The sequence below is a fragment of the Neisseria sp. CP9 genome (assembly GCF_047758525.1).
Taxonomy (GTDB): Bacteria; Pseudomonadota; Gammaproteobacteria; order Burkholderiales; family Neisseriaceae; genus Neisseria.
Genome location: NZ_CP180502.1, coordinates 2,841,805 through 2,862,836 on the forward strand (window position 1 = coordinate 2,841,805; position 21,032 = coordinate 2,862,836).

A 21,032-nucleotide genomic window follows, 5' to 3' on the forward strand; every position below is an offset into this window, starting at 1 on the left:
GTCGTACTATCTGTACTGTCTGCGGCTTCGTCGCCTTGTCCTGATTTAAATTTAATCCACTATACACGCTATTTCGATGCCTGCCGTATGAGTAAAATGACAACAATCAAAACATCCTCTCCCGATATCCGGATTTTCCAAAGAAACCTATCGGCAGCCGTTTTGTAATAAAAGGTCGTCTGAAACCGTATTCATGGTTTCAGACGACCCTTCCCCTTCATCTGAGCAGACTTACCCCAGATATTTCAGTTTGCCTTTGAAGTCTTCCAGCTTCTCATAGCCTTTTTGCACCATGATGGCTTTCAAGCCAAGCGAAACGCGTTCGAAAATTTCGACGCCTTGCTGATGCAGCGCCGTGCCGATTTGCACCATGCTCGCGCCGCACAAGATATGCTCGAACGCATCGCGACCGGTATAAACGCCGCCTGTACCGATGATTTGGATAGATGGATTCAATCTTTGGTAGAACGCGTGGACATTGGCGAGCGCGGTCGGTTTGATGTATTCGCCGCCTATGCCGCCAAAGCCGTTTTTAGGTCGGATCACGACGGATTCGTCCTCGATATACATGCCGTTGCCGATAGAATTGACGCAGTTGACGAATTTCAGCGGATGGCGGTTGAACACTTCCGCCGCTTGGTCGAAATGGACAATGTCGAAATACGGCGGCAGTTTGATACCTAAAGGCTTATCGAAGTAGCCGAAGGCTTCGCCCAAAATCCGCTCGGTTGCTTCAAAATCGTAGGCGATTTGCGGCTTGCCGGGGACGTTCGGGCAGGAAAGGTTGAGTTCGGTAATGCCTTTAAACCCGCTGTTTTGCACTTTTTTCAGCAGCGTGTGTGTTTCATCGGGCGACATACCGACCAGCGAGAGGAAAAATGTCCGTTCGGGCTGCGATTCTTGAAGGCTCAGCAAATAATCCAGATAGTAATCAATGCCTTGATTCGGCAAACCCATAGAATTGATGCTGCCCAGCGGTACATCGCGGTAACGCGGCTCTGGATTGCCCGCCCGCGCTTCCAGCGTCGCCGTTTTGGTGACGAAGCTGCCCGCGGCGGATTGTCTGACTTCTTCCAGTTCTTCCACTGTCATACACGCCACACCAGCGGCGTTCATCAGACAGTTGTCAAAAGAAAAACCGGCAATTTTCGTTCTCAATGACGGCATACCCTGCTCCTTTCCCTTGAAAAATCAATTTGTTTGCGAAGCGTAACACGAATAGGCAAGGCATTTTTTAACGAACATCAAATGACAGGGGATGTAGGAAAATGTTGTTTTAGGTGATGAAGGGGAGGCGCAAAAAGGTCGTCTGAAAGCATGGCTTCAACAAAGTGAAAACCTAAGATGCTTTTCAGACGACCTTTTGTTTGCCTGTTCAAAATACGGTTAAAATCCCCAACCCTACCCTTTTGATTTTTCTTGTCTCCGGATTTCAATATGTTTCAAAACGTCATGGCGATTGCTTTTGGCGCGGCTTTGGGTGCATTGTCCCGCTGGTTACTCGTTCTCGCCTTTGCCGCACTCTCCGTCCCGTTTTCGGTCGGCACGCTTGCTGCCAACTGGATTGGCGCGTTCTTAATCGGCATCTGCGCAGAATGGCTGGATAATCCTCAATGGAAGCTTTTGCTGATTACCGGTTTTCTCGGCAGTCTGACGACTTTTTCCAGCTTTTCATTGGAAATGGTCACTCTGATGCAGGCGCAACGCTGGGCGACGGCGTTTTCAGCGGTCTGCCTGCATGTTTTCGGCTCGTTCCTGCTGACGGCGTTGGGCATTTACTTGGCGCAAAGCTGGAAATAGCCGCGAACATCGCCATCTCAATAAAATATTTTCACTCTATCCCAATATCCAAACACACGGTCTCTCCGCAATATGCTTTGCCTGCGTCAGTCATATGCGCGGGTTTGTAGGCGGCGAAGGCATAAGTCAGATCGGCGCGGAAGGTGTCTTGATCTGCTTCGCCTGTGTCGCAGTTCAGCCCGGTCGGGATGTCCAGCGCGATTTTGAAACCGTCGGCTTGATTCAGCAGGCGGCAGACGGCGGCGGCTGTTTCGGGCAATGCGCCGCTGAAGCCAGTTCCGAAAATGCCTTCGATAACGAGACCGTAACCTGTTTTCAGACGACCTTCCAGTTCGTCGGATCGGATAAAGCTGACGCCGTCTAAATGATTCAAACGCTCGCGATTCAACTGCGCCAGCGGCGACAGTTTATCTCCCAAGACGAAGACGACATCTACCTGCCAATCCTGTTCCGACAACACGCGCGCGATGACCAAACCGTCGCCACCGTTATTGCCCTTGCCGCAAACGATCAGCGCGCGCCCTGCTTTGGGGAAACGGCGCAGCAAATCCGCGGAGGTGGCTTGTCCCGCGTTTTCCATCAGTTGCTCGAAAGTCGTGCCTTTATCGACTGCCATTTGCTCGTGTTCGCGCATTTCTGTGGCGGTGTAGATTTTCATCATTCGCTCCTTTTCTCTTTACGCCTATCAAACATCCAAATGCAAACCTTATCAATAGCCCTGCCCGACTTTCCCGTCAAATCATTCGCTTTTTTTGATTTGCCGCAAGAGGTCGTCTGAAAATCAGGAATTTGGTGGCTTTGGATTTGATTTTTATGTTAACAAGATTTATTATCAAAATAAAACAAAGTGATAAACAATCAAAACTACTTCTTTTGCGGGAACGGGCGTTGGAACATGCCTCGGCCTACCCTGTGTCAAATTCGTCTTTACTTGCCGTCTCTTTTTTCAATCGACAACGAAAGTAAAACACCCTATGTCTGCCATACCTTTGTCAAAACTCAGTAAAGGCGCAGTCGCGCACATCGACTCCATCGTCCCCAATTCGACTTTCGGCGAACTCGACCCGCTGGTTACGCGCCGTCTTGCCGACTTGGGTTTTTCAAGCGGAATGCCGTTGCAGGTGATTGCCGTCGGCGGATTCGGACGCGGTCCGTTTGCCGTACGTTTGGGCAACCAGTCGCAATTCTCGTTGCGGCAGGAAGAAGCGGGAAAAATTATGTGCCATGTGATTGACGGCTGACCGCTGTACAGACAGGCGGGCTTCATGTTCTGAAAATGCGGCAAAGGCGGATTGAACCTGACCGCCCTATCCTTTTCAGACGACCTGGGTCGTCTGAAAGCGCCGTTTCAAAGCCTTTTCCCCAATTCAACGCCAAACTCATCACACAATCAAACAAGGAGAATAAATAAATGGAACTAAGCTATTTTGCCTTGATTGGCGCGCCAAACTGCGGCAAAACCGTTTTGTTCAACGGTTTGACCGGCGCACATGCCAAGGTTGCCAATTATCCGGGCGTAACGGTCGATAAGCGCGAGGGCGCCTTACTTGACGACAAGGCCGTTCGCATTATCGACCTGCCGGGCACATACAGCCTGCGCACGACCAGCCCCGACGAAGCGGTGGCGAAAGATGTCGCCGTAGGCAAGCTGGGCATTCCGCCCGACGCCATCATTGCCGTTGCCGACGCGACCAACCTGCGTATGACCCTGCGCATGATTTTGGAACTGAAAACGCTGGGACTGCCTATGGTGGTGTCGCTGAACATGAGCGACGTTGCCCGCAGAAGGGGCTTGAATATTGATGCGGCCAAACTGAGCGAGTTGTTGGATGCACCTGTTTTGGAAACAGTTGCCGTGAGTGCGTCGGGCGTACAGGCCGTGCGCGAAGCCGTGGCGAAGCTGCCGCGCAAACGCTCTTTCCCCGCCAACCCCGCTTCTGCCGAACGCACGCTCGAGGCGCTGGAGAGCGACAAACTTTATCAAGAAGTCGAATCGATTTTGGCACAGGTGGTGCGCACGGAAATGACGCTGCCCGCATGGCACAAAAAACTCGACGACATCGTGCTGCACCCCGTCTGGGGCATAATTATGCTGCTGTTTATCCTGTTTATGGTGTTCCAAGCGGTTTACACTTGGGCGGCACCGATTATGGAAGCCATCGAAGGCGGCTTTGCCGCGCTGGGCGAATGGATAGGCACCAACATGGAGCCGGGCATCCTCAGCGACTTGCTCGTCAACGGCGTCATTGCCGGTTTGGGCAGCGTGTTGGTGTTCGTGCCGCAGATTACGATTTTGTTCGCCTTCATCCTGCTTTTGGAAGACTCAGGCTACCTGCCGCGTGCGGCGTTTCTGCTGGATAACGTGATGGCGAAAAGCGGCCTGTCCGGACGCTCATTCATCCCGCTCCTGTCGAGTTTCGCCTGTGCCGTTCCCGCCGTTATGTCGGCGCGTACGATTAATGACCCGCGCGAACGCCTCGTTACCATCGCCGTCGCCCCGCTGCTGACCTGCTCCGCGCGGCTGCCCGTTTACGCGCTGATTATCGCCGCCGTCATTCCTAATCGCACCGTAGGCGGGATTTTCAACCTGCAAGGACTGACGCTGTTCATCCTCTATCTCGCAGGCATCCTGTCTGCCGCCTTGGCAGCGTATATCATGAAACGCTTGGCGCGTATGAAAGGCAACGTGCAGCAATTCCCGCTCTTGATGGAGCTGCCGACTTTCCGCACACCCAACTTCAAACACATCATGACCAGCCTGTGGGACAGGGTAAAAGCCTTCCTCAAACGCGCCGGTACGATTATCTTCGCCCTTGCCGTAGTTTTGTGGGGCTTGGTAAGCTGGCCGCAACCGCCCGCAGGTGCAACAGGCGCGGCAATCGACTACAGCTTGGCGGGTATGCTCGGCCACGCTATCCAACCATTGTTCGCCCCGCTGGGCTTCACTTGGGAAATGTGTATCGCCATGATTCCGGGCATTGCCGCGCGTGAAGTCGTCGTTGCCGCACTGGGTACGGTCTATGCCGTCAGCGCGTCGTCTGAAGACGCCGTACAAAACGCGCTGATTCCGATTGTGCACAACAACTGGGGTTTGCCAACCGCCTTCGCCTTCCTGGCTTGGTATGTGTACGCCCCCATGTGTGCCGCGACATTGGCTGTGATTAAACGCGAAACCAAATCCACAAAAAATATGGTGATGATTACCGGCTATTTGTTCCTGATGGCTTACTTTGCCGCATTTGTGGTTTACCAAATTACTTCAAGGATACTATCGTCATGACTCAATATATTATCGTCGGCATCATCATGCTTGCCTGTCTGTTTTTCCTCTTGCGAAAATTCTTGTTCAAACCGAAAAAACACGATTGCAGCAGCGGCTGCGGCAAATGCGGCGGTTGCGGCTGAGCATGGATAGCTAGAAAGAAGAAAGGTCGTCTGAAATGGTTTCAGACGACCTTTTGTATGTTTGGAGCTATAGTTTAGTGGTTGTTGTAGGACTTTCCATCATTCGGTAACAAAACGCTTAAACAGCCTTTTTTCTTGGAAAGATGATACAAGTAATTAAAAATATCAAAGTTCCGCCCACAAAATCAATAAAATGGTGTTGATAGACAAACAAGACCGAAATGGCGAGTAAAAATCCCCATATACCAAATAATGATTTTAAGAATTTGGATTTGACTTCTCTGCAATAAACCTCCGCCGAAAGAAAAGCAAAACTCACATGCAATGACGGGCATTGGTTAAAACTACTGTCCAATTTTCCCAATATATAAAAGAAGGATTTTAAAATTTGGTTATCGACTTCGGGTTTGGGAAAATAAAATTTCATTGGAAATATGACAAATAAAGCAGTAGAAACCGCAATTAAAAAGGCTGCCCTCTTTATCAGCAATTTCAAATTGCTTTCGTTCTTTTCCAAAAATATAGTGGCTAAGAAGAAAACCTGAGACGTCATATAAGGCAACATAAATATGGGCAAAAAAGGAATATTCCTTTCCCAGCCCATAAAATATGAAGGCACGTTATCGACTGTATAGGTATAAAACTCAGCCCCTTTGTACAAAATGACAAAAAATATCGATATAAAAATTGTATATTTAATCTTTAATTTTGACAGCTTATCCACTTGCAAACTTTCTCCAGTCACAATTCCAACTTAATCAAAACAGCAAAATTGCATCACGATATCATATATGGTAATGATATGGAATATCTGACACTATTTGCACATAAGCATTAAATCGTAAGAAAAAATGTAGGGATAAAACAAAATGGAATATCTGATTAATTTTAGGGACGGTATCATTACTTATGAAAATTTATTTTGGTTATTTAAATACACCCCTCATGAAGCAATTGATCAACTTGAATTTGAAGAAGATCTATTACAAGTATCTTTCTTTGATGAGAAATACATTTTAGATGTTGGATGGTATCCGAATCCTAGAAAAAACGGGGTATTTAAAGTCTACGTCATTAAAAATTATGATTGGGAAAATCCACTATTTACCCGCTCTCATAGAGATATAAATCATTTAATTCCTATTATTGAACAAGGGATTAACTGTATATATAGTCAATTAAAATCAAAATAGGACAGTAACGCATCGTCAAATCGGGCGTAATCAGACAATACGGTTCGCAGATACCGCTTAATATTCGCCCACACCTTCTCAATCGGGTTGAGCTCAGGTGAATAAGGTGCAAGAGGCAATACCTTATGTCCCCATTTTTCCGCCATTTCCCGTAAGACACCCATACGGTGAAATCGCGCATTATCTAAAATAATCACCGATTTTTGAGTCAATGCGGGCAGTAGGCATTGCTGAAACCACGCTTCAAAAAAGACTCCGGTCATCGTATTTTGATAAACCATCGGAGCAATCAGCCGGTTGCCGACTTGTGCGGACACCAGAGATAAGCGTCGGTATCTTTTCCCACTTATCTGCGCTTTCACTATTTGCCCTTTCAGGCTGCGGGCATAGGGGCGGAACAGGTAGCGGTCAAATCCTGTTTCATCCAAATAAACACGTTGGTAGTCGGAAAATTCGGCCAGCTGTGTCAAATAATGCGTTACTTTGGCCGGGTCTTGTTCTTTGTAAGTGGTGGTCTTTTTTTGCGCGTCATCCCCATCTGTTTGAGTGCATAGCAAACGGCGGCTGCCGTACAATCAAAATGTTTGGCGATTTCATGCAGATAGGCATCCGGGTGTTGCCCAACATATTGAGCCAGTTTTTGCCTATCCAATTTGACGGCATTTAGACCGGTAACTTGATGTTTTAGGCTGCCTGTTTGTTTTTTAAGGCGAATCCACAGGTAAAGCGTGTTTCTTGACAAGTTAAACGTCGCTGCGGTTTGGCTGATGTTTTTGCATTGTTCGTAATAGTTTAAAGCTTTGTTTCTTAAGTCCGCAGAGTATGCCATGGTTAGACCTTAAAAGTTGAGTATTGTACTATTTTATTTTTAATTGACTATATAAGAAATACCTCCATCGGTGAGCCTAGTTTGAGGCACACCCTCAACCATCATATCTCAATCACTCCATAACAAAAGGTCGTCTGAAAACCAAACTCCGGTTTTCAGACGACCTCAATCATTCAAAACTTTCAACCAATCTTATTTCAACGCTTCCAGCAGCTTCCCGTGTATCCCGCCGAAACCGCCGTTGCTCATCACCAAAATATGGTCGCCTGCTTCGGCATTTTTCACGATTTCGGCGACGAAGGCATCGAAGTCTTGTCCGACGTGCAGCTTGCCGCCCAAAGGCGCGAGGGCTTCGGCGACATTCCAGTCCACACCGCCGGCGTAGCAGAACACTTGGTCGGCATCTTTGAGGCTTTCGGGCAGCGCGGCTTTCATCGTGCCGAGTTTCATGGTGTTGGAACGCGGCTCGAGGACGGCGAGGATTCGGGCGTTTCCGACGCGTTGGCGCAGGCCTTCGATGGTGGTTTCGATGGCGGTCGGATGGTGGGCGAAGTCGTCGTAAACGGTGATGCCGTTCACCGTGCCTTTGATTTCCATGCGGCGTTTGACGTTTTTAAACGCGCTCAAGGCTTCGCAGGCGGTCTGAATATCGACGCCGGCATGGCGCGCGGCGGCGATGACGGCGAGCGCGTTCATGCGGTTGTGTCCGCCCATCAAATCCCATGCGACGTGTCCGGCTTTTTTGCCGTCAAGCAACACGTCGAACGAGCCGTCGGCATTAACTTCGCCGACCTGCCAGCCGTGTTCGGTGCCGAATTTTTCCACCGGCGTCCAGCAGCCTTTGTCGAGAGTGTCTTGCAGACTTTGCTGCTGTCCGTTGCAGACGATGAGGCCTTCAGATGGCACGGTGCGCACGAGGTGGTGGAACTGGGTCTGTATCGCGCCCAAGTCGGCGAAGATGTCGGCGTGGTCGAATTCCAGATTGTTCAACACGGCGGTACGTGGACGGTAATGCACGAATTTGGAGCGTTTGTCGAAAAAGGCGGTGTCGTATTCGTCGGCTTCGATGACGAAAAACGGCGATTTGCTGTTCGGGTCTTGACGCGGCGTTTGCGGCAGGCGGGCGGAAACGCTGAAGTTTTCCGGTACGCCGCCGATGAGGAAGCCCGGCGCGAGTCCGGCATATTCCAAGACCCATGCGAGCATGGAAGCGGTGGTGGTTTTGCCGTGCGTCCCCGCCACGCCGAGCACCCAATGATGGTGCAGCACGTTTTCCGACAGCCATTGCGGGCCGGAAATGTAAGGCAGACCGCGGTTCAAAATCGCTTCAACCACCTCCATCCCGCGCTTGGCGACATTGCCGATAACGTAAACGTCGGCTTTAAATTCGTCCAACTGCGCAGCATCGAAGCCTTCGTGTACGTCTATGCCCAAGGCTTCGAGCTGGGTGCTCATCGGCGGATACATCTTCGCGTCGCAACCGCTGACTTTAAACCCCGCTTCTTTGGCAATGGCGGCAACCCCGCCCATAAACGTGCCGCCGATACCGATAATGTGGATGTGTTTCATAATAAGACCGTCTTTTGAATGAAATAATTGGAAAGCCGCCATTATAACGGAGTTTGGATGAAGGGGTCGTCTGAAAAACAAAGCTGTAAAAGGAAGCAGGTATCTCAATCATCAAGCTGATACTGGAAAGATTTTCTTTTTTGAGAATGAATCGCAAACTAAAACCGTCTGCCTGACTCTAAGCATTGAAACAAATAATCAGATGTTTTCCTAGGGATAAAATATCTGAGGAAAAACTGACCGAACATTAATACAAGTCAAACATACTAGATATTAATGATTAATCCCCGCTTGGAAACCTTTGTTTTTCTAGGCTTCCAATATAGAATCCAAGAAAAAATTACTTAATCTTACATTACACGGTTTACTCGCTTTTTTAGATTTAAAAATTGTTAACAAACTAAAAAGGCTTGCGTATGTCCGCGAATGAAGAAATTCAACCCAAGCGTCCTAAATACTTTTTATGGACTGCTTTCATAGTGGGTATTTTGGCTACCATAGCTGTTGTTGAACCCGCCTTATTCACCAACACAATCACCGACGTCAGTAAGTTCTTTTATTTGAAGTTCGACTGGCTGATTATGTGGCTGCCTCTATTGGCATTTACCGTGTGTATGGTCGTTGCTTTATCCCCCCGCTTCGGCAATATCAGGTTAGGCGGAAAGGATGCCCAGCCAGAATATTCATTCTTTTCTTGGATGAATATGCTGTTTACCGCCGGCATCGGTGTGGGCATCGTGTTCTTCGGCCCGATTGAGGCGTTGTGGCACTATTATCATTCGCCCATCGGTATACAAGCTGCAAATTTGCCTGAATACCAGAAAGTGGAAAATGCAATGAGCCTTGCGTTGCATGTATGGGGTATTCCGGCATGGTCGCTTTATACCATCGGCGGGCTGGTGCTGGCATATTTCATGTATCAGCATAAAACGGAATGTACGCCCTCCGCGCCGCTGGAATATGCGTTCAAACACAAGAAATGGGCAAAACCATTGGGCATTTTGATTACAGGCATAGCGATTGTGTCGATTGCCATGTCGGTTTCCTCTTCCATTGCCATGGCTTCCACCCAAATTTCTTCCGGTATGAAAATCATCACCGGAATGGACTTCAGCACAATAGGCTGGCAAACCGTCGTTCTGATCATTATCGCCTCCCTTTATACTTTGGGCGCCGTATTGCCGATTGAGAAAGGTATGAAATGGCTGGGCGATTTGACTGTGGTTTTGTCTTTGCTCATGCTGGTATTTGTCTTCTTGGTCGGCCCGACCCACTACTTCCTCAGTAATTTGGTCGTGTCTATCGGCAATATCCTCACTCAAACCGTTCACCACTCTTTCGAGCTTTATTTGTTCCATAACCGCGATTGGCTGGTATGGTATCCGATGGCTTACTGGGTATGGTGGATTACTTGGACACCGTTTGTGGGTGTGTTTCTCGCCAAAATTTCCAAAGGCCGCACTTTACGCGAATTCGTGCTGGCTTCGATTATGGTACCGGTCGGCTTCTTGGTAATTTGGTTCTCCGTATTCTCCGGTTTCAGCCTGCTTGACACCGTAGAAGGTAGCGGACGCTTGGCGGAAATTGCCAATAAAGGCGACTACGAAGGCACATTCTATTACCTGCTCAATATGCTGCCCCTGTCTTTTGCAACCAAACCGCTGACTGTGGTTCTGTTCCTCGGCTTCGTGGTGACTACGGTAACCAGCTCCGCCATTTCTCTGGGCATTATGACCAGCAACGACGGACGCCACGAAAACAAAACCCGCGCAGTAATTTGGGCGATCTTAATGTCGCTTATCGCCTACGCCGTGATTGTTACCGGCAAGATGGAAGGTATTAAAGCTGTCGGCTCATTCTCCGGCTTCCCGTTTGTATTCATTATGTACTTATGGTTCGCCGCACTTTGGCGCCAGCTCAAACGCGACATACCCCGCGTATCGCCCGCCCAAGAACCTGTAAAAAACAAGGAGTAAACCGTGGAAAAACAAATTATGTATTTGAATCAAAGCGTTCAAGACAACATTCTCGAAACTGTATTGATGGTTTTGGTTCTCGCCTTTTTATGCTATGTCATCAAACTGGCCTTTATTGAAAAAGACGATTAAACATTTACAGACAGGCATTACCGCCTGCGCCTAATGATTAGGAGAACACGATGTCCCAAACACCCCGCCTCCCCGTGCCTGATTTGGCCGAAACCTGCGAACGCTATTTGAAACTGGTGTGCCCGCTGCTGAGTGATGAAGCTTTTGAAAAAACCGCAGCAACCACCCGTAATTTCGAATCGGGCAAAGGCAAAGAATTGCAAGCCGCGTTGCAGCAATTTGCAGCAGAAGTCGAAACCAGCTGGTTGATCGACGCTTGGCTCGAAAGCTATCTGCGCGTACGCAATCCGCTGCCTTTAGCCAGCAACGTAGGTTTCAACATCCAAACTCAAGGTAAGGATTTGGCGGAGTGGGCATCGGCATTGGCTGCGGTGTGCGCTGATTATTACCATCAGCGCATTCCCGTGCCGCAAACCCCGCAAGGTACGCCCGTATGCATGGAGCAATGGAAAATTTTGCAAGGTGCCGCGCGCGTGCCGCAAAAAGAAGTCGACGGATTCCACTTTTCACCCAATGGCAGCCGTCACATCGGCGTGTTGCACAACGGTTTCTACTACCGCATTGCCGCACTCGACGAACAATTTGAAGCCTACCATCCCGATGCGTTTAGACAGGCATTTGAAGAAATCCTTTCCGATACCCATCAAAACAAATATCCGGTAGCCGTACCCTGCTACTTGGGCGGCAACGAAACCGCCCGCGTGTACCAAGCCCTGCAACAGCATGACGACAACACCCGCCTGATGGAACACATCGAACAAGACCTGTTCCACATCAGCATCAGCAGCGAAAACCTCGATACCGACAGCGATCTGGCGCAAACTACTTTCCAACCCAAGCAAAACGTTTGGTGCTACAAACCTACTACCTATTGCTACAACACCAGCACCAAGCGCCTGTATCTGCATTGCGAACACACTTGGGCAGACGGCGGCGCACTCAAAGGCATCGTTACCCTCGCCGCCGCCAAGCTGACTGCGCTCAGCGGCAAGAAAACCCGCCCTGCCGTCCACCGCTACGAATGGCAGTTGGATGCCGACTTGCTAAAAAACTGGGAACAATGGCAGCAAAACTATGCCAAACAAGCTGACCAGATGCACGTTACCAGCGTTGCCATCCCGTTCAACGGCTTAACCATTCCCCAAGGCGTGAGCCAAGATGCGTTGATGCAGTTCCTCCTGCAATACGCCCAGCTCACCACCTACGGCAGCGTCCGCAACACATACGAAGCCGTTGACGTGAGCCACTTCAAAAACGGCCGTACCGAATGCGTGCGCCCCGTTTCCAACGAATCTCTGGCCTTCGTCAGCACCTTATTGCAGGAAAAACCCTCCCGCGAAGCGCTGGATGCCGCACTGGCCGAACACAAAGCCCGCATCAAAGCCAGCAAACTCGGCCAAGGCCCCAACCGCCACCTGCTCGGCCTGCAACTGATGGCAACCAAAGCAAACAGTGAGATTCCTGATTTTTTTAAAGACGAAGGCTACCAAACCTTTACCACCGATTTCCTCTCTACCTCAACCGTAGGCGACAACAGCACGGTAGTAAACTTCGCCTTTGCCCCCACCTCGGTTGGCGGTTTGGGCATCAACTACACCATTACGCCCGAAGGTTGGTTGTATACGGTAAGCCATACCCAAGAGCAACAACAGAAAGTCAACGTATTTGTGGAGGCCTTGAAAGTTGGCGGGAAACATTTGCTTGAATTTCTCAACGCTTGACGGAATGCCTGTCTGAAAGCCTGCTTTCTTTTCAGACAGGTTTCCATTCAAAAAACAAAGAAGGATGCGACCATACCCGCCGTGTCCCATCTCAAAAAACAACGTCGTCTGAAAACAGGCACAGCAGATTTTGCTAAAGCTGTATTTTCAGACGACGTTTTTTATTAAGTGAAAAGCCCGTTTCTTTAACAATCATGGAGACGAATTGAGAGATAAAGGTCGTCTGAAAAGCAAAGCTGTGGCAAGATTGTAGCGATATAGAGGATTTGAACTGAAAAGGAGAAAGCCCATGCCCAAGCTGACACCGGAATTGTTCGCTTTTCTGCAAGCGCCTCAAACGGAAGCGGTTTTGCTGCGGCTCTACGCCCAAGCCTTAAAGCAAAACAGGCAGATGTTTTTCCACTTTCTACCCAAGATTTTCAAGCTGTTGGGTAAAGGGCTGGATTGGGCGGGAGAAAATGAAAGTTTTTACGAAGACAAATACATCCCCATCGCACCGCAACAAGGCAAGTTTTTGTATATGCAGGCTTTGGCATCGGGTGCAAAAAACATCGTCGAATTCGGGACTTCCTACGGCATTTCGACGCTGTATCTCGCGGCAGCCGCCAAACGCAACGGCGGGCGCGTCATCACTTGCGAATATCTGCCGCACAAAGCCGCGGCGGCGAGAAAACATTTTCAGGAAGCCGGTTTGGCAGACTACATCGAACTTCGCGAAGGCGATGCGCTGGAAACCTTAAAAGACTTAGACTCCCGCCCCGATTTCGTCTTGCTCGACGGCTGGCCGGATTTGGTATTCCCCGTATTCAAGCTGCTGGAACCCAATCTTGCCGACCGCGCGGTCATTGCCGTGGACGATGTGGAAGGCTTCTCACCTGCCATGCAGGATTATCTCGATTACGTCCGCCATCCTGAAAACGGTTATATTTCATCCACACTAAAACCTTACAAAGCGTTGGAATATACGGTCAAGTTAGACCGATAAACCGAAGAGGTCGTCTGAAAACACAGTTTAGGCGAAATGGATTTGCCTTACTGGTTTCAGACGACCTTTTACTGACGTCTTTTCAGTTGTTAATGCTCAATCATCATTCCGGCTTCGTCCACCATGCCGCCTGCAGCGTTAGCTCGCTCCTGCGCGGCTTTCACTTGATTCTCCAAACCTTTAATCCGTTCTTGATAGCGGGCGTAGTTGCGTTCGTTGCCATAACGGACCTGTTTGCCCTCTTCCAGATTTTTCTGTGCCTGAGCCAATTCGTTTTGCGCCGAAGATGAAGCGGACATTGCGCCAGCTGGCGGAGGCGGCATTTGTTCGGAAGGAACGTTTCCTGAAGCAGCGTTTGCTGATGCCGAGTGTGCAGACGGTGCGGCGGAGGTATAAACCGAAGGTCTGCCGATATTGCCCGGCTTGCAGTTTTTGCCGCCGGTCTGCGTATAGGTTTTACGCCCTGATTTGTCGATACATTCAAATACGGGGGATGCCGTTGCTACGGCGGAAAATGCGAGCAGTAATGTGCTTAAAATCAATTTATTCATTGTTATACCTTTCATCAAATCATCAAAACCATATCCACCACACCACTAAAGCGATGATCATCACCAAATTGGCAATAATAATCGGCTTCCATTGCCTAGGCGCGTGGCGTAATTCTGCACCCGAACGCGTGCGGCGGATATAGAAAAACGGACTGAGCAACATAGATGCGGCACACAACAGAATAATCACGGCGTAATAGATTTTTTCGGTTTCCATTTCCTCCGCCCCCGTTTCAGACGACCTATACAAAATATGCTACAATCGCCGGCGATTATAACACCCTGTTTATCTATATTTATAAAGGTTTTACCAATAATGATTTCTACCAACGGCATTACCATGCAGTTCGGCGCGAAGCCGCTGTTTGAAAACGTATCCGTCAAGTTCGGCGAAGGCAACCGCTACGGCTTGATCGGCGCGAACGGTTCGGGCAAATCAACCTTCATGAAAATCCTCGGCGGCGATTTGGAACAGACTGCGGGCGAAGTGGCGATTGAAAACGGCGTGCGCTTGGGTAAGCTGCGCCAAGACCAGTTTGCCTACGAAGACATGCGCGTGCTGGACGTAGTGATGATGGGGCACACCGAAATGTGGGCGGCGATGACCGAACGCGACGCGATTTACGCCAACCTCGAAGCCACCGAAGACGACTACATGAAAGCCGCCGAACTGGAAGCCAAGTTTGCCGAATACGACGGCTACACCGCTGAAGCGCGCGCCGCCGAACTGTTGAGCGGCGTGGGCATTTCCGAAGATTTGCACAATGCGACCATGGCGGAAGTCGCCCCGGGCTTCAAGCTGCGCGTATTGCTGGCACAAGCCCTGTTCTCCAAACCTGATGTGTTGTTGCTTGACGAGCCGACCAACAACTTGGACATCAATACCATCCGCTGGCTAGAGGGCGTGTTGAACCAATACGACTCCACCATGATTATCATCTCGCACGACCGTCACTTTTTGAACGAAGTCTGCACCCACATGGCGGATTTGGACTACAACACCATCACCATCTACCCGGGCAACTACGACGACTACATGCTCGCCTCCGCCCAATCGCGCGAACGCGCCCTGAAAGACAACGCCAAGGCAAAAGAGAAACTGCAAGAGCTGCAAGAGTTCGTCGCCCGCTTCTCTGCCAACAAATCCAAAGCCCGCCAGGCAACCAGTCGTCTGAAACAGGCTGACAAAATCAAAGCCGAAATGGTCGAAGTCAAACCTTCTACCCGCCAAAACCCGTATATCCGCTTTGAAGCCGATGAAAAAGCCAAGTTACACCGTCAGGCAGTAGAAGTCGAAAACTTGGCAAAACGCTTTGAAACCCAGTTGTTCAAAAACCTGAGCTTCATCCTCGAAGCAGGCCAGCGCCTTGCCATCATCGGCCCCAACGGCGCGGGTAAATCCACCCTGCTGAAACTCCTTGCCGGCGCGTTCAACCCCGAATATTCAGACGGCCTCACCCCTGATGCAGGCACCATCAAATGGGCGGAAAAAGCCAGCGTCGGCTATTATCCGCAAGACCATGAAAACGACTTCGATGTCGATATGAACCTGAGCGAATGGATGCGCCAATGGGGACAAGAAGGCGACGACGAACAGGTCATCCGCGGCACTTTGGGGCGTTTGCTCTTCGGCAGCAACGACGTGGTGAAAAAAGTGCAGGTTCTCTCCGGCGGTGAAAAAGGCCGTATGCTCTACGGCAAGCTCCTGCTGCTGAAACCCAATGTGCTGATTATGGACGAACCGACCAACCACATGGACATGGAAAGCATCGAATCGCTAAACATGGCGCTGGAAAAATACAACGGTACGTTGATTTTCGTATCGCACGACCGCCAGTTCGTCTCCTCGCTCGCCACCCAGATTATCGAGCTGGACGGCAAGGGCGGTTACGAGCACTATCTGGGCGATTACGAAAGCTATCTGGAGAAAAAAGGGATTGTGTAAAAAAACATGAACGCCAATCTGCAAAAACTGCTGCAAAACCCGATTGCGCTCATCGTATTGCACGCATAGAGCTGGTACCTTACGCAAGACGGTAAGGTACACTTGGTTGATGCCGAACATGCTTATCGCAAAGGTCGTGCAGCCACCTGGCTATTTAACGAGTTCGGCGTAGCAGACGTAGGGGCTTTCTACTAGGCGTTGCCTAGATTGTCTGCCTGTTTTTAGCCATTCGTTCATATCGGGTGTGGCAGCAAGATAAGTAGCAGTAAACAAAAAGCTCAGGCAGTCTGAAAAATGTCTTTCAGACTGCCTGAGCTTTTTAGTCAATAAAGGAAGACAATAAATAAAAAACAAACAGCATAACTATATGGCAAGTTATCTTACTAATGCTATAGTTTATAGATAATTCAATATACTTTAATTACCCTACTCCTCAAAAATAATTAACTAAATTGTCTATATTCAAAATACATTTAATATGACATATAAAATTTAATTGCACCCCATCCAAAAACAGCTTGAATTACCGTGATTTAACCGATTTTGAAGTTATTTTACTAAGTTAAATATACATGGTCTAAACCCCTCTATGCCGTATTAATTCAAACAACAGCAAAAATGAATTAACCCTTTAAAATATAAGGAAATTAGCCTCCCTACCCATATAAAAATATTCCTTAGTCACGGTATTCATTACTTAACTTTTTTCTTTCAAACCGTCTTAATTTGCCCAATCCCATGATTTAAGTCAGGGAAACAAAATGACTATGCTTGACACTCCACAGGAATGGTTTAACATACAATTTCTTTTTTAACCAAGATTCAAAAAGAGAGACTCATGAAAAAATCAGCTTTATTGGCAACTTTGTTGGCCGCTCTGACCTTGTCCGCATGTGGTGGTGGTACTCCTGCAGTTTGTGAAGAATACAAAAAAGCTATTGAAGATACTAAAGGTATTCCTGAAGATGCAAAAGCCACTATGAAACAACAGCTTGATGAAATGAAAAAACTGCCTTCAGACCAGCAGGAAATGGCTTGTAAAAGTGGCTTAGCTGGATTAAAAGACATCGGCGCCCGATCTTCTGAAGCAGCCGCGGAAGCAGCTAAAGATGCCGCAGAAGACGCTAAAGAAGCAGCTGCCGATGCTAAAGAAGAAGCAAAAGATGCTGCTGAAGCAGCTAAAGAAGAAGCCAAATAATACGATACCTTTGGCAGAAAAACGGATTCTGATTACTCAGAGTCCGTTTTTGTTTATGCCTTTACTGATTAGTTATGTATTAAGTGATTTAATTAATATGAAATATGTATGAAAATTAACTTTCAATATAGTTTATCGAGAAACAAATTTTCGTTCTTATATACAAAACCATCCCTGTGAAGCCATCAGGGTATTGAAATCAAAACACGAGGTCGTCTGAAAATAGTTTTCAGACGACCTTTGATACTAAGTTTCGTTGGGATATGACTCAAGCTACACTTGATTGCTATCAGGTAAACACATCGCCTTACGCCAAAAACCCATCACAATTGCCGCCGCAATGATGATAATTCCGTATGGGATCATGCCGTCGCCGTTTTCATATGCCGCCCGTCCGCCTGGAAAGCCTGTACGCGCAGTATTGGCAACCGTGTGGCACGCAATCAATACAAATACCGAGCCGCCACTGCCGTTATACAGCCATACATAGATAATCCTCACGGCAACCGTCCCTGCCAGCCCCCATGCGATCAGTTCGGCAGACTGCCCCACGGCAATCATGGACGGCAAATGCCACAATGCCCACGGCACCCCGATAATCAGCGCCGTAACAAGCGGGGTAAAACGCCGTTGCAGACTTTCCGTAGCGTAGGCGGCATAGCCCAATTCCTCGGCAACTGCCGCAATAAAGAACATGACGAACGCTCCGGCAAGCGGCGCAAACGATACGGATAAGGCAGGTATGGTTTGTCCTGTTTGGCGTATCGCGACATAAGTCAGCAGATAAAGCAGGGGGAAAATCAGTATCGCCGTCCAAAAATAGCCAAAATGCTTTATCCGCCCGTAATCAAACACACGTCCAAACAGTCCGCGCACCGCCGCCATTCCGCCCTCGCGGTAACGCAGCAACGCGGCGGCAACCGTCGGGGTGAGCGCCGCGCCGATGTCGGTCAGCGGCAGATTATCAGGTAGGGGACTGTGTTTGAGAAACAAAGACAGCAACCAAAACGGCGCGCTCAAAGCGTACACCAGTAAAAAGTATTGCCACGGATGCGAATAACCGGCTATCGGTTTTTCTGAAGAGGGGTTCTGCATGTTATTCCTGTTCGTTCAGTCAATAAGTCGGCAGGAGAGCAGGTACGGCCTGCTACATGATGTACAGTATAAAAATATTGCGCGTTTTTTTCTAATTATTATGAAAAGCAGCCTGCACTTCGATTTTTGAAACTGCAGGCTGCTTTTTATAGAGAGGTCGTCTGAAAATTATTTTTCAGACGACCTTTGATATTACAGGTGATATTAGGATTTCGTTGGGTCATGACCCAAGCTGCGTTTGCTGCCGACCGGATTGCGACATGGTTTGAAATCATTTGGTAACAAAAAAAACCGCGTGCGTGTGTACCGCACACCCCCTACACCCCCTACACATTAATCTTAAGGTTTGCGTCGCCCGCAGGTAGGGTGTGTGGCGTAGCCACGCACGCGGTTAGTAGGGATTCAGGCTACGGCTTGCTTGCTGCTGGAAGTCATAGGTCGTCTGAAAGGCAAAGGTAATTCGATAGTGATTATCGAACATAATCTTGATGTAATTTAAACTGCAGATTGGATTGTAAACTTAGGACCGGAAGACGGTGACGGTGGGGGAAGGATTATTGCGGAAGGTAGCCCCAAGGAAGTTACTAAGTTTAAGGGGATTTATACTGTAAAGTATTTGAAGGAAATGGTATAATTAAAACGAAACAGTTCATTTGAAAGGGTGTTTTTAAAATGTCTAAACGTATTGTTTTCTTCAATCATAAGGGTGGCGTAAGCAAAACAACCACGGTCTATAATATCGGATGGAAATTAGCAGAAAAATCTAAAGTATTAATTATAGATGGCGATCCTCAATGTAACCTGACATCTTTGATATTAAAAGATAAGTTTGAGGAATATTACACACTTGAAGCTACTAAAGCACAAAATATCAAAGATGGTGTTAGCCCAGCATTTTCTGGTAGTCCCAAACTGATATCCAAAGTAGTTTGTCCAACTGCAGAAAGAAATAATTCATTATTTTTATTAGCTGGACATGCGAATTTATCAGAGTATGACGCATCCCTAACATTTGCTCAAACTGCTAATAATGCACTTGCTACTTTGCAAAATTTGCCTGGTGCTTTCAGTACATTAATTGAACAATGCGAGATAGAATACAACATTGATTATACATTAATAGACCTAAACCCGGGATTAAGCGCAATTAATCAAAATCTATTTTTAAATTCTGATTATTTTATAATACCAACAAATCCAGATCCATTTTCTATAATGGCTCTTGAAACACTATCTAATATTCTCCCTAGATGGGGAAATTGGAAAAATTCTTCATTTGAGTCATTTTCTGAATCAGCTTATAAATTAAGAGAAGGCTTACCAAAATTTATTGGAATTCTTACTCAGAGGTTTAATGTTCGAAATGGTAAGGCAGCAAAACCATATCGAGAAAATATTGATGAAATAAAAACTACGACTAGAAATCTGTTAGTCCCGAGCTTAGAAACAGCGGGTATGTTATTAGATAATAGGAAATATTCTAGTAATCTGATTTCAAATGGTTATTGTTTAGCTGAAACACCAGATTTTGGGGGATTATTACCTAAAGCATTTGATGCAGGAGTCCCCGTATTTGCTTTAACTGCTGATGATATTAGAGAGACTGGACCAATACTGGAAGGATTAAAAAACAAATCAAATCAGTTAAATAATATATTTACTGAGACTTCTAATCTAATTATGGAAATGATTTCTGATGAATAATGCAAAAAGAATATTTGATACTGAAATAGCTCGCATACGTTCATTTGATCAATTAATAAATCATCTTAATATTAGTGGTTTTCAGGATAATGAAATATATGAAAATATAAACAGAATGAAAATTGTATTTGCAGTAAGTTCTTTCGATAAATTCATGCATGATATTATAAAGATAGGGATAATAGAAATGTTTCTCGGAGATAGGAATCATACAAAAAAATATTCAAATGAACTTATTCCAATTTCAGTTTTAACAAAAATATATAATCAAGAGCTAATTCCTGCAGCAATGGAGTTTGAGACATCAATTTATGCTAAACTAAAAACAATATCTTATCAAGATCCTACAAAACTAGCTGATGGATTAAGTTTTATATGGGACGAAAAGCAAAAGTGGCAAAAAATTGCCTCAGAATTAGGATATCCCAATGATGAACAAGCTAGAAGTCAGTTAAAATTAATTATAACTAGAAGAAATGCAATTGTTCATGAGTCAGACCTAGATCCTACTACTAATAAGAAACAAAATTTAGATGACATATCAACTAATGATAGTATAGATTTTTTAGAAAAGTTAGGTAACGTTATTTTTAATAATTGTTGTTTATCTGCACACAAAAGCAAACCATAGCCTGCATACCCAACTGCATGCGTGGTTACACCACACACCCTACCTGCGAATTACACGGAACTTCAAAACCAACGCGTAGGGCATGAGCGGTACGCACATACGCAATCAATCTAATTGGCGGTTTGCCGTTTTGTATTTTCTTCAGCTATCAAAACAATACTAATTTCTTTGGTTATCATCCCCCGATGATAAAAATTGAAACGAACCACCCCACTTTAAATCGGGCTAAATGGCAAAATGGTTTTTTATGGTTGTAAAGGTCGTCTGAATTACGGTTTTCGTCAATCCGAAACCTCGT

Annotated in this window: 21 protein-coding genes and 1 pseudogene; 14 read left to right on the forward strand and 8 right to left on the reverse strand. The window is 47.2% G+C overall.

Features of this window, described 5'->3' with window-relative positions; translation table 11 throughout:
• Positions 1-231: 231 nt before the first annotated feature.
• Positions 232-1,167 carry a dihydroorotate oxidase gene (locus ACMYUL_RS13825; RefSeq protein WP_415771195.1) on the reverse strand — a complete coding sequence of 312 codons (936 nt, stop codon included), beginning with the start codon at positions 1,165-1,167 and terminating at the stop codon, positions 232-234.
• A 270-nt stretch (positions 1,168-1,437) separates the two neighbouring features.
• On the opposite strand from ACMYUL_RS13825, the gene crcB reads away from it, so the two are divergent.
• Positions 1,438-1,800: a fluoride efflux transporter CrcB gene (crcB, locus tag ACMYUL_RS13830; protein ID WP_415771197.1), complete on the forward strand. Its 363-nt coding sequence runs from the start codon at positions 1,438-1,440 to the stop codon at positions 1,798-1,800.
• Between the two features lie 31 nt (positions 1,801-1,831).
• Here crcB and ACMYUL_RS13835 read toward each other — a convergent pair whose 3' ends face one another.
• On the reverse strand, positions 1,832-2,458 hold the full coding sequence (locus tag ACMYUL_RS13835; protein ID WP_415772978.1) for an NAD(P)H-hydrate epimerase: 627 nt from the start codon (positions 2,456-2,458) through the stop codon (positions 1,832-1,834).
• Between the two features lie 316 nt (positions 2,459-2,774).
• On the opposite strand from ACMYUL_RS13835, the gene ACMYUL_RS13840 reads away from it, so the two are divergent.
• From ACMYUL_RS13840 to ACMYUL_RS13850, 3 genes are all read left to right on the forward strand, one after another.
• Positions 2,775-3,041 (forward strand): FeoA family protein, encoded by a 267-nt coding sequence (locus ACMYUL_RS13840; protein ID WP_003742387.1) that lies wholly within the window; start codon positions 2,775-2,777, stop codon positions 3,039-3,041.
• Positions 3,042-3,211: 170 nt separating this feature from the next.
• Positions 3,212-5,080 carry a ferrous iron transporter B gene (gene feoB / locus ACMYUL_RS13845; RefSeq protein ID WP_070512041.1) on the forward strand — a complete coding sequence of 623 codons (1,869 nt, stop codon included), beginning with the start codon at positions 3,212-3,214 and terminating at the stop codon, positions 5,078-5,080.
• Positions 5,077-5,205, forward strand: coding sequence for a FeoB-associated Cys-rich membrane protein (locus ACMYUL_RS13850; RefSeq protein ID WP_083299283.1), 129 nt, complete (start codon positions 5,077-5,079; stop codon positions 5,203-5,205). The genes feoB and ACMYUL_RS13850 overlap by 4 nt, the downstream gene beginning before the upstream one ends.
• 118 nt (positions 5,206-5,323) lie before the next feature.
• Here the strand turns inward: ACMYUL_RS13850 and ACMYUL_RS13855 are convergent, their stop codons facing one another.
• Positions 5,324-5,929 (reverse strand): phosphatase PAP2 family protein, encoded by a 606-nt coding sequence (locus ACMYUL_RS13855; protein ID WP_070512143.1) that lies wholly within the window; start codon positions 5,927-5,929, stop codon positions 5,324-5,326.
• 145 nt (positions 5,930-6,074) lie between these two features.
• On the opposite strand from ACMYUL_RS13855, the gene ACMYUL_RS13860 reads away from it, so the two are divergent.
• Complete coding sequence (locus ACMYUL_RS13860; RefSeq protein ID WP_415771200.1) at positions 6,075-6,398, forward strand: hypothetical protein; 324 nt, start codon at positions 6,075-6,077, stop codon at positions 6,396-6,398.
• Here the strand turns inward: ACMYUL_RS13860 and ACMYUL_RS13865 are convergent.
• Together ACMYUL_RS13865 and mpl are read right to left on the reverse strand one after the other, a co-directional pair.
• A protein-coding gene (locus ACMYUL_RS13865; RefSeq protein WP_156798183.1) for an IS630 family transposase occupies positions 6,380-7,227 on the reverse strand; the annotation gives its coding sequence in 2 pieces (ribosomal slippage) (positions 6,380-6,912 and positions 6,912-7,227; 849 coding nt in all). The genes ACMYUL_RS13860 and ACMYUL_RS13865 overlap by 19 nt on opposite strands.
• 192 nt (positions 7,228-7,419) lie before the next feature.
• A complete protein-coding gene (gene mpl / locus ACMYUL_RS13870; RefSeq protein ID WP_415771202.1) occupies positions 7,420-8,796 on the reverse strand; it encodes a UDP-N-acetylmuramate:L-alanyl-gamma-D-glutamyl-meso-diaminopimelate ligase in 1,377 nt (458 codons plus the stop codon).
• A 416-nt stretch (positions 8,797-9,212) separates the two neighbouring features.
• On the opposite strand from mpl, the gene ACMYUL_RS13875 reads away from it, so the two are divergent.
• The 4 genes from ACMYUL_RS13875 (at position 9,213) to ACMYUL_RS13890 (ending at position 13,610) form a co-directional block, all read left to right on the forward strand.
• Positions 9,213-10,772 carry a BCCT family transporter gene (locus ACMYUL_RS13875; RefSeq protein WP_070512328.1) on the forward strand — a complete coding sequence of 520 codons (1,560 nt, stop codon included), beginning with the start codon at positions 9,213-9,215 and terminating at the stop codon, positions 10,770-10,772.
• Positions 10,773-10,775: 3 nt separating this feature from the next.
• On the forward strand, positions 10,776-10,904 hold the full coding sequence (locus ACMYUL_RS13880; RefSeq protein WP_256359116.1) for a hypothetical protein: 129 nt from the start codon (positions 10,776-10,778) through the stop codon (positions 10,902-10,904).
• Between the two features lie 50 nt (positions 10,905-10,954).
• Positions 10,955-12,625, forward strand: a complete 1,671-nt coding sequence (locus ACMYUL_RS13885) for a choline/carnitine O-acyltransferase (RefSeq protein WP_070512325.1) — start codon at positions 10,955-10,957, stop codon at positions 12,623-12,625.
• A 289-nt stretch (positions 12,626-12,914) separates the two neighbouring features.
• Entirely contained in the window at positions 12,915-13,610 is a 696-nt protein-coding gene (locus tag ACMYUL_RS13890; RefSeq protein ID WP_070512323.1) for an O-methyltransferase, read from the forward strand.
• Between the two features lie 89 nt (positions 13,611-13,699).
• Here the strand turns inward: ACMYUL_RS13890 and ACMYUL_RS13895 are convergent, their stop codons facing one another.
• Positions 13,700-14,161 carry a DUF4124 domain-containing protein gene (locus tag ACMYUL_RS13895; RefSeq protein WP_415771206.1) on the reverse strand — a complete coding sequence of 154 codons (462 nt, stop codon included), beginning with the start codon at positions 14,159-14,161 and terminating at the stop codon, positions 13,700-13,702.
• A 22-nt stretch (positions 14,162-14,183) separates the two neighbouring features.
• Positions 14,184-14,378 carry a hypothetical protein gene (locus ACMYUL_RS13900; RefSeq protein ID WP_003742028.1) on the reverse strand — a complete coding sequence of 65 codons (195 nt, stop codon included), beginning with the start codon at positions 14,376-14,378 and terminating at the stop codon, positions 14,184-14,186.
• Positions 14,379-14,477: 99 nt separating this feature from the next.
• Here ACMYUL_RS13900 and ACMYUL_RS13905 point away from each other — a divergent pair, with 99 nt between their 5' ends.
• Positions 14,478-16,106 carry an ABC-F family ATPase gene (locus ACMYUL_RS13905; protein WP_415771208.1) on the forward strand — a complete coding sequence of 543 codons (1,629 nt, stop codon included), beginning with the start codon at positions 14,478-14,480 and terminating at the stop codon, positions 16,104-16,106.
• Positions 16,107-16,944: 838 nt separating this feature from the next.
• A complete protein-coding gene (locus ACMYUL_RS13910) occupies positions 16,945-17,304 on the forward strand; it encodes a DUF5339 family protein (RefSeq protein WP_070512314.1) in 360 nt (119 codons plus the stop codon).
• A 273-nt stretch (positions 17,305-17,577) separates the two neighbouring features.
• Here the strand turns inward: ACMYUL_RS13910 and ACMYUL_RS13915 are convergent, their stop codons facing one another.
• On the reverse strand, positions 17,578-18,399 hold the full coding sequence (locus ACMYUL_RS13915; RefSeq protein WP_415771209.1) for a CPBP family intramembrane glutamic endopeptidase: 822 nt from the start codon (positions 18,397-18,399) through the stop codon (positions 17,578-17,580).
• Positions 18,400-18,805: 406 nt separating this feature from the next.
• Here ACMYUL_RS13915 and ACMYUL_RS13920 point away from each other — a divergent pair.
• From ACMYUL_RS13920 to ACMYUL_RS13930, 3 genes and pseudogenes are all read left to right on the forward strand, one after another.
• Positions 18,806-19,033, forward strand: a pseudogene (locus tag ACMYUL_RS13920) (DNA helicase UvrA); the annotation flags it as partial.
• Between the two features lie 38 nt (positions 19,034-19,071).
• Positions 19,072-20,103: a ParA family protein gene (locus tag ACMYUL_RS13925; RefSeq protein WP_415771210.1), complete on the forward strand. Its 1,032-nt coding sequence runs from the start codon at positions 19,072-19,074 to the stop codon at positions 20,101-20,103.
• Positions 20,096-20,734, forward strand: coding sequence for a HEPN domain-containing protein (locus tag ACMYUL_RS13930; protein WP_415771212.1), 639 nt, complete (start codon positions 20,096-20,098; stop codon positions 20,732-20,734). The genes ACMYUL_RS13925 and ACMYUL_RS13930 overlap by 8 nt, the downstream gene beginning before the upstream one ends.
• The last annotated feature ends 298 nt before the right edge of the window (positions 20,735-21,032 follow it).

Excerpts from the sequence above, each read along its gene's own strand:
- ACMYUL_RS13825 (WP_415771195.1), bottom strand. The coding sequence starts at position 1,167 with ATGCCGTCATTGAGAACGAAAATTGCCGGTTTTTCTTTTGACAACTGT.
- crcB (WP_415771197.1), top strand. The coding sequence starts at position 1,438 with ATGTTTCAAAACGTCATGGCGATTGCTTTTGGCGCGGCTTTGGGTGCA.
- ACMYUL_RS13835 (WP_415772978.1), bottom strand. The coding sequence starts at position 2,458 with ATGAAAATCTACACCGCCACAGAAATGCGCGAACACGAGCAAATGGCA.
- ACMYUL_RS13840 (WP_003742387.1), top strand. The coding sequence starts at position 2,775 with ATGTCTGCCATACCTTTGTCAAAACTCAGTAAAGGCGCAGTCGCGCAC.
- feoB (WP_070512041.1), top strand. The coding sequence starts at position 3,212 with ATGGAACTAAGCTATTTTGCCTTGATTGGCGCGCCAAACTGCGGCAAA.
- ACMYUL_RS13850 (WP_083299283.1), top strand. The coding sequence starts at position 5,077 with ATGACTCAATATATTATCGTCGGCATCATCATGCTTGCCTGTCTGTTT.
- ACMYUL_RS13860 (WP_415771200.1), top strand. The coding sequence starts at position 6,075 with ATGGAATATCTGATTAATTTTAGGGACGGTATCATTACTTATGAAAAT.
- mpl (WP_415771202.1), bottom strand. The coding sequence starts at position 8,796 with ATGAAACACATCCACATTATCGGTATCGGCGGCACGTTTATGGGCGGG.
- ACMYUL_RS13875 (WP_070512328.1), top strand. The coding sequence starts at position 9,213 with ATGTCCGCGAATGAAGAAATTCAACCCAAGCGTCCTAAATACTTTTTA.
- ACMYUL_RS13885 (WP_070512325.1), top strand. The coding sequence starts at position 10,955 with ATGTCCCAAACACCCCGCCTCCCCGTGCCTGATTTGGCCGAAACCTGC.
- ACMYUL_RS13890 (WP_070512323.1), top strand. The coding sequence starts at position 12,915 with ATGCCCAAGCTGACACCGGAATTGTTCGCTTTTCTGCAAGCGCCTCAA.
- ACMYUL_RS13895 (WP_415771206.1), bottom strand. The coding sequence starts at position 14,161 with ATGAATAAATTGATTTTAAGCACATTACTGCTCGCATTTTCCGCCGTA.
- ACMYUL_RS13900 (WP_003742028.1), bottom strand. The coding sequence starts at position 14,378 with ATGGAAACCGAAAAAATCTATTACGCCGTGATTATTCTGTTGTGTGCC.
- ACMYUL_RS13905 (WP_415771208.1), top strand. The coding sequence starts at position 14,478 with ATGATTTCTACCAACGGCATTACCATGCAGTTCGGCGCGAAGCCGCTG.
- ACMYUL_RS13910 (WP_070512314.1), top strand. The coding sequence starts at position 16,945 with ATGAAAAAATCAGCTTTATTGGCAACTTTGTTGGCCGCTCTGACCTTG.
- ACMYUL_RS13915 (WP_415771209.1), bottom strand. The coding sequence starts at position 18,399 with ATGCAGAACCCCTCTTCAGAAAAACCGATAGCCGGTTATTCGCATCCG.
- ACMYUL_RS13925 (WP_415771210.1), top strand. The coding sequence starts at position 19,072 with ATGTCTAAACGTATTGTTTTCTTCAATCATAAGGGTGGCGTAAGCAAA.
- ACMYUL_RS13930 (WP_415771212.1), top strand. The coding sequence starts at position 20,096 with ATGAATAATGCAAAAAGAATATTTGATACTGAAATAGCTCGCATACGT.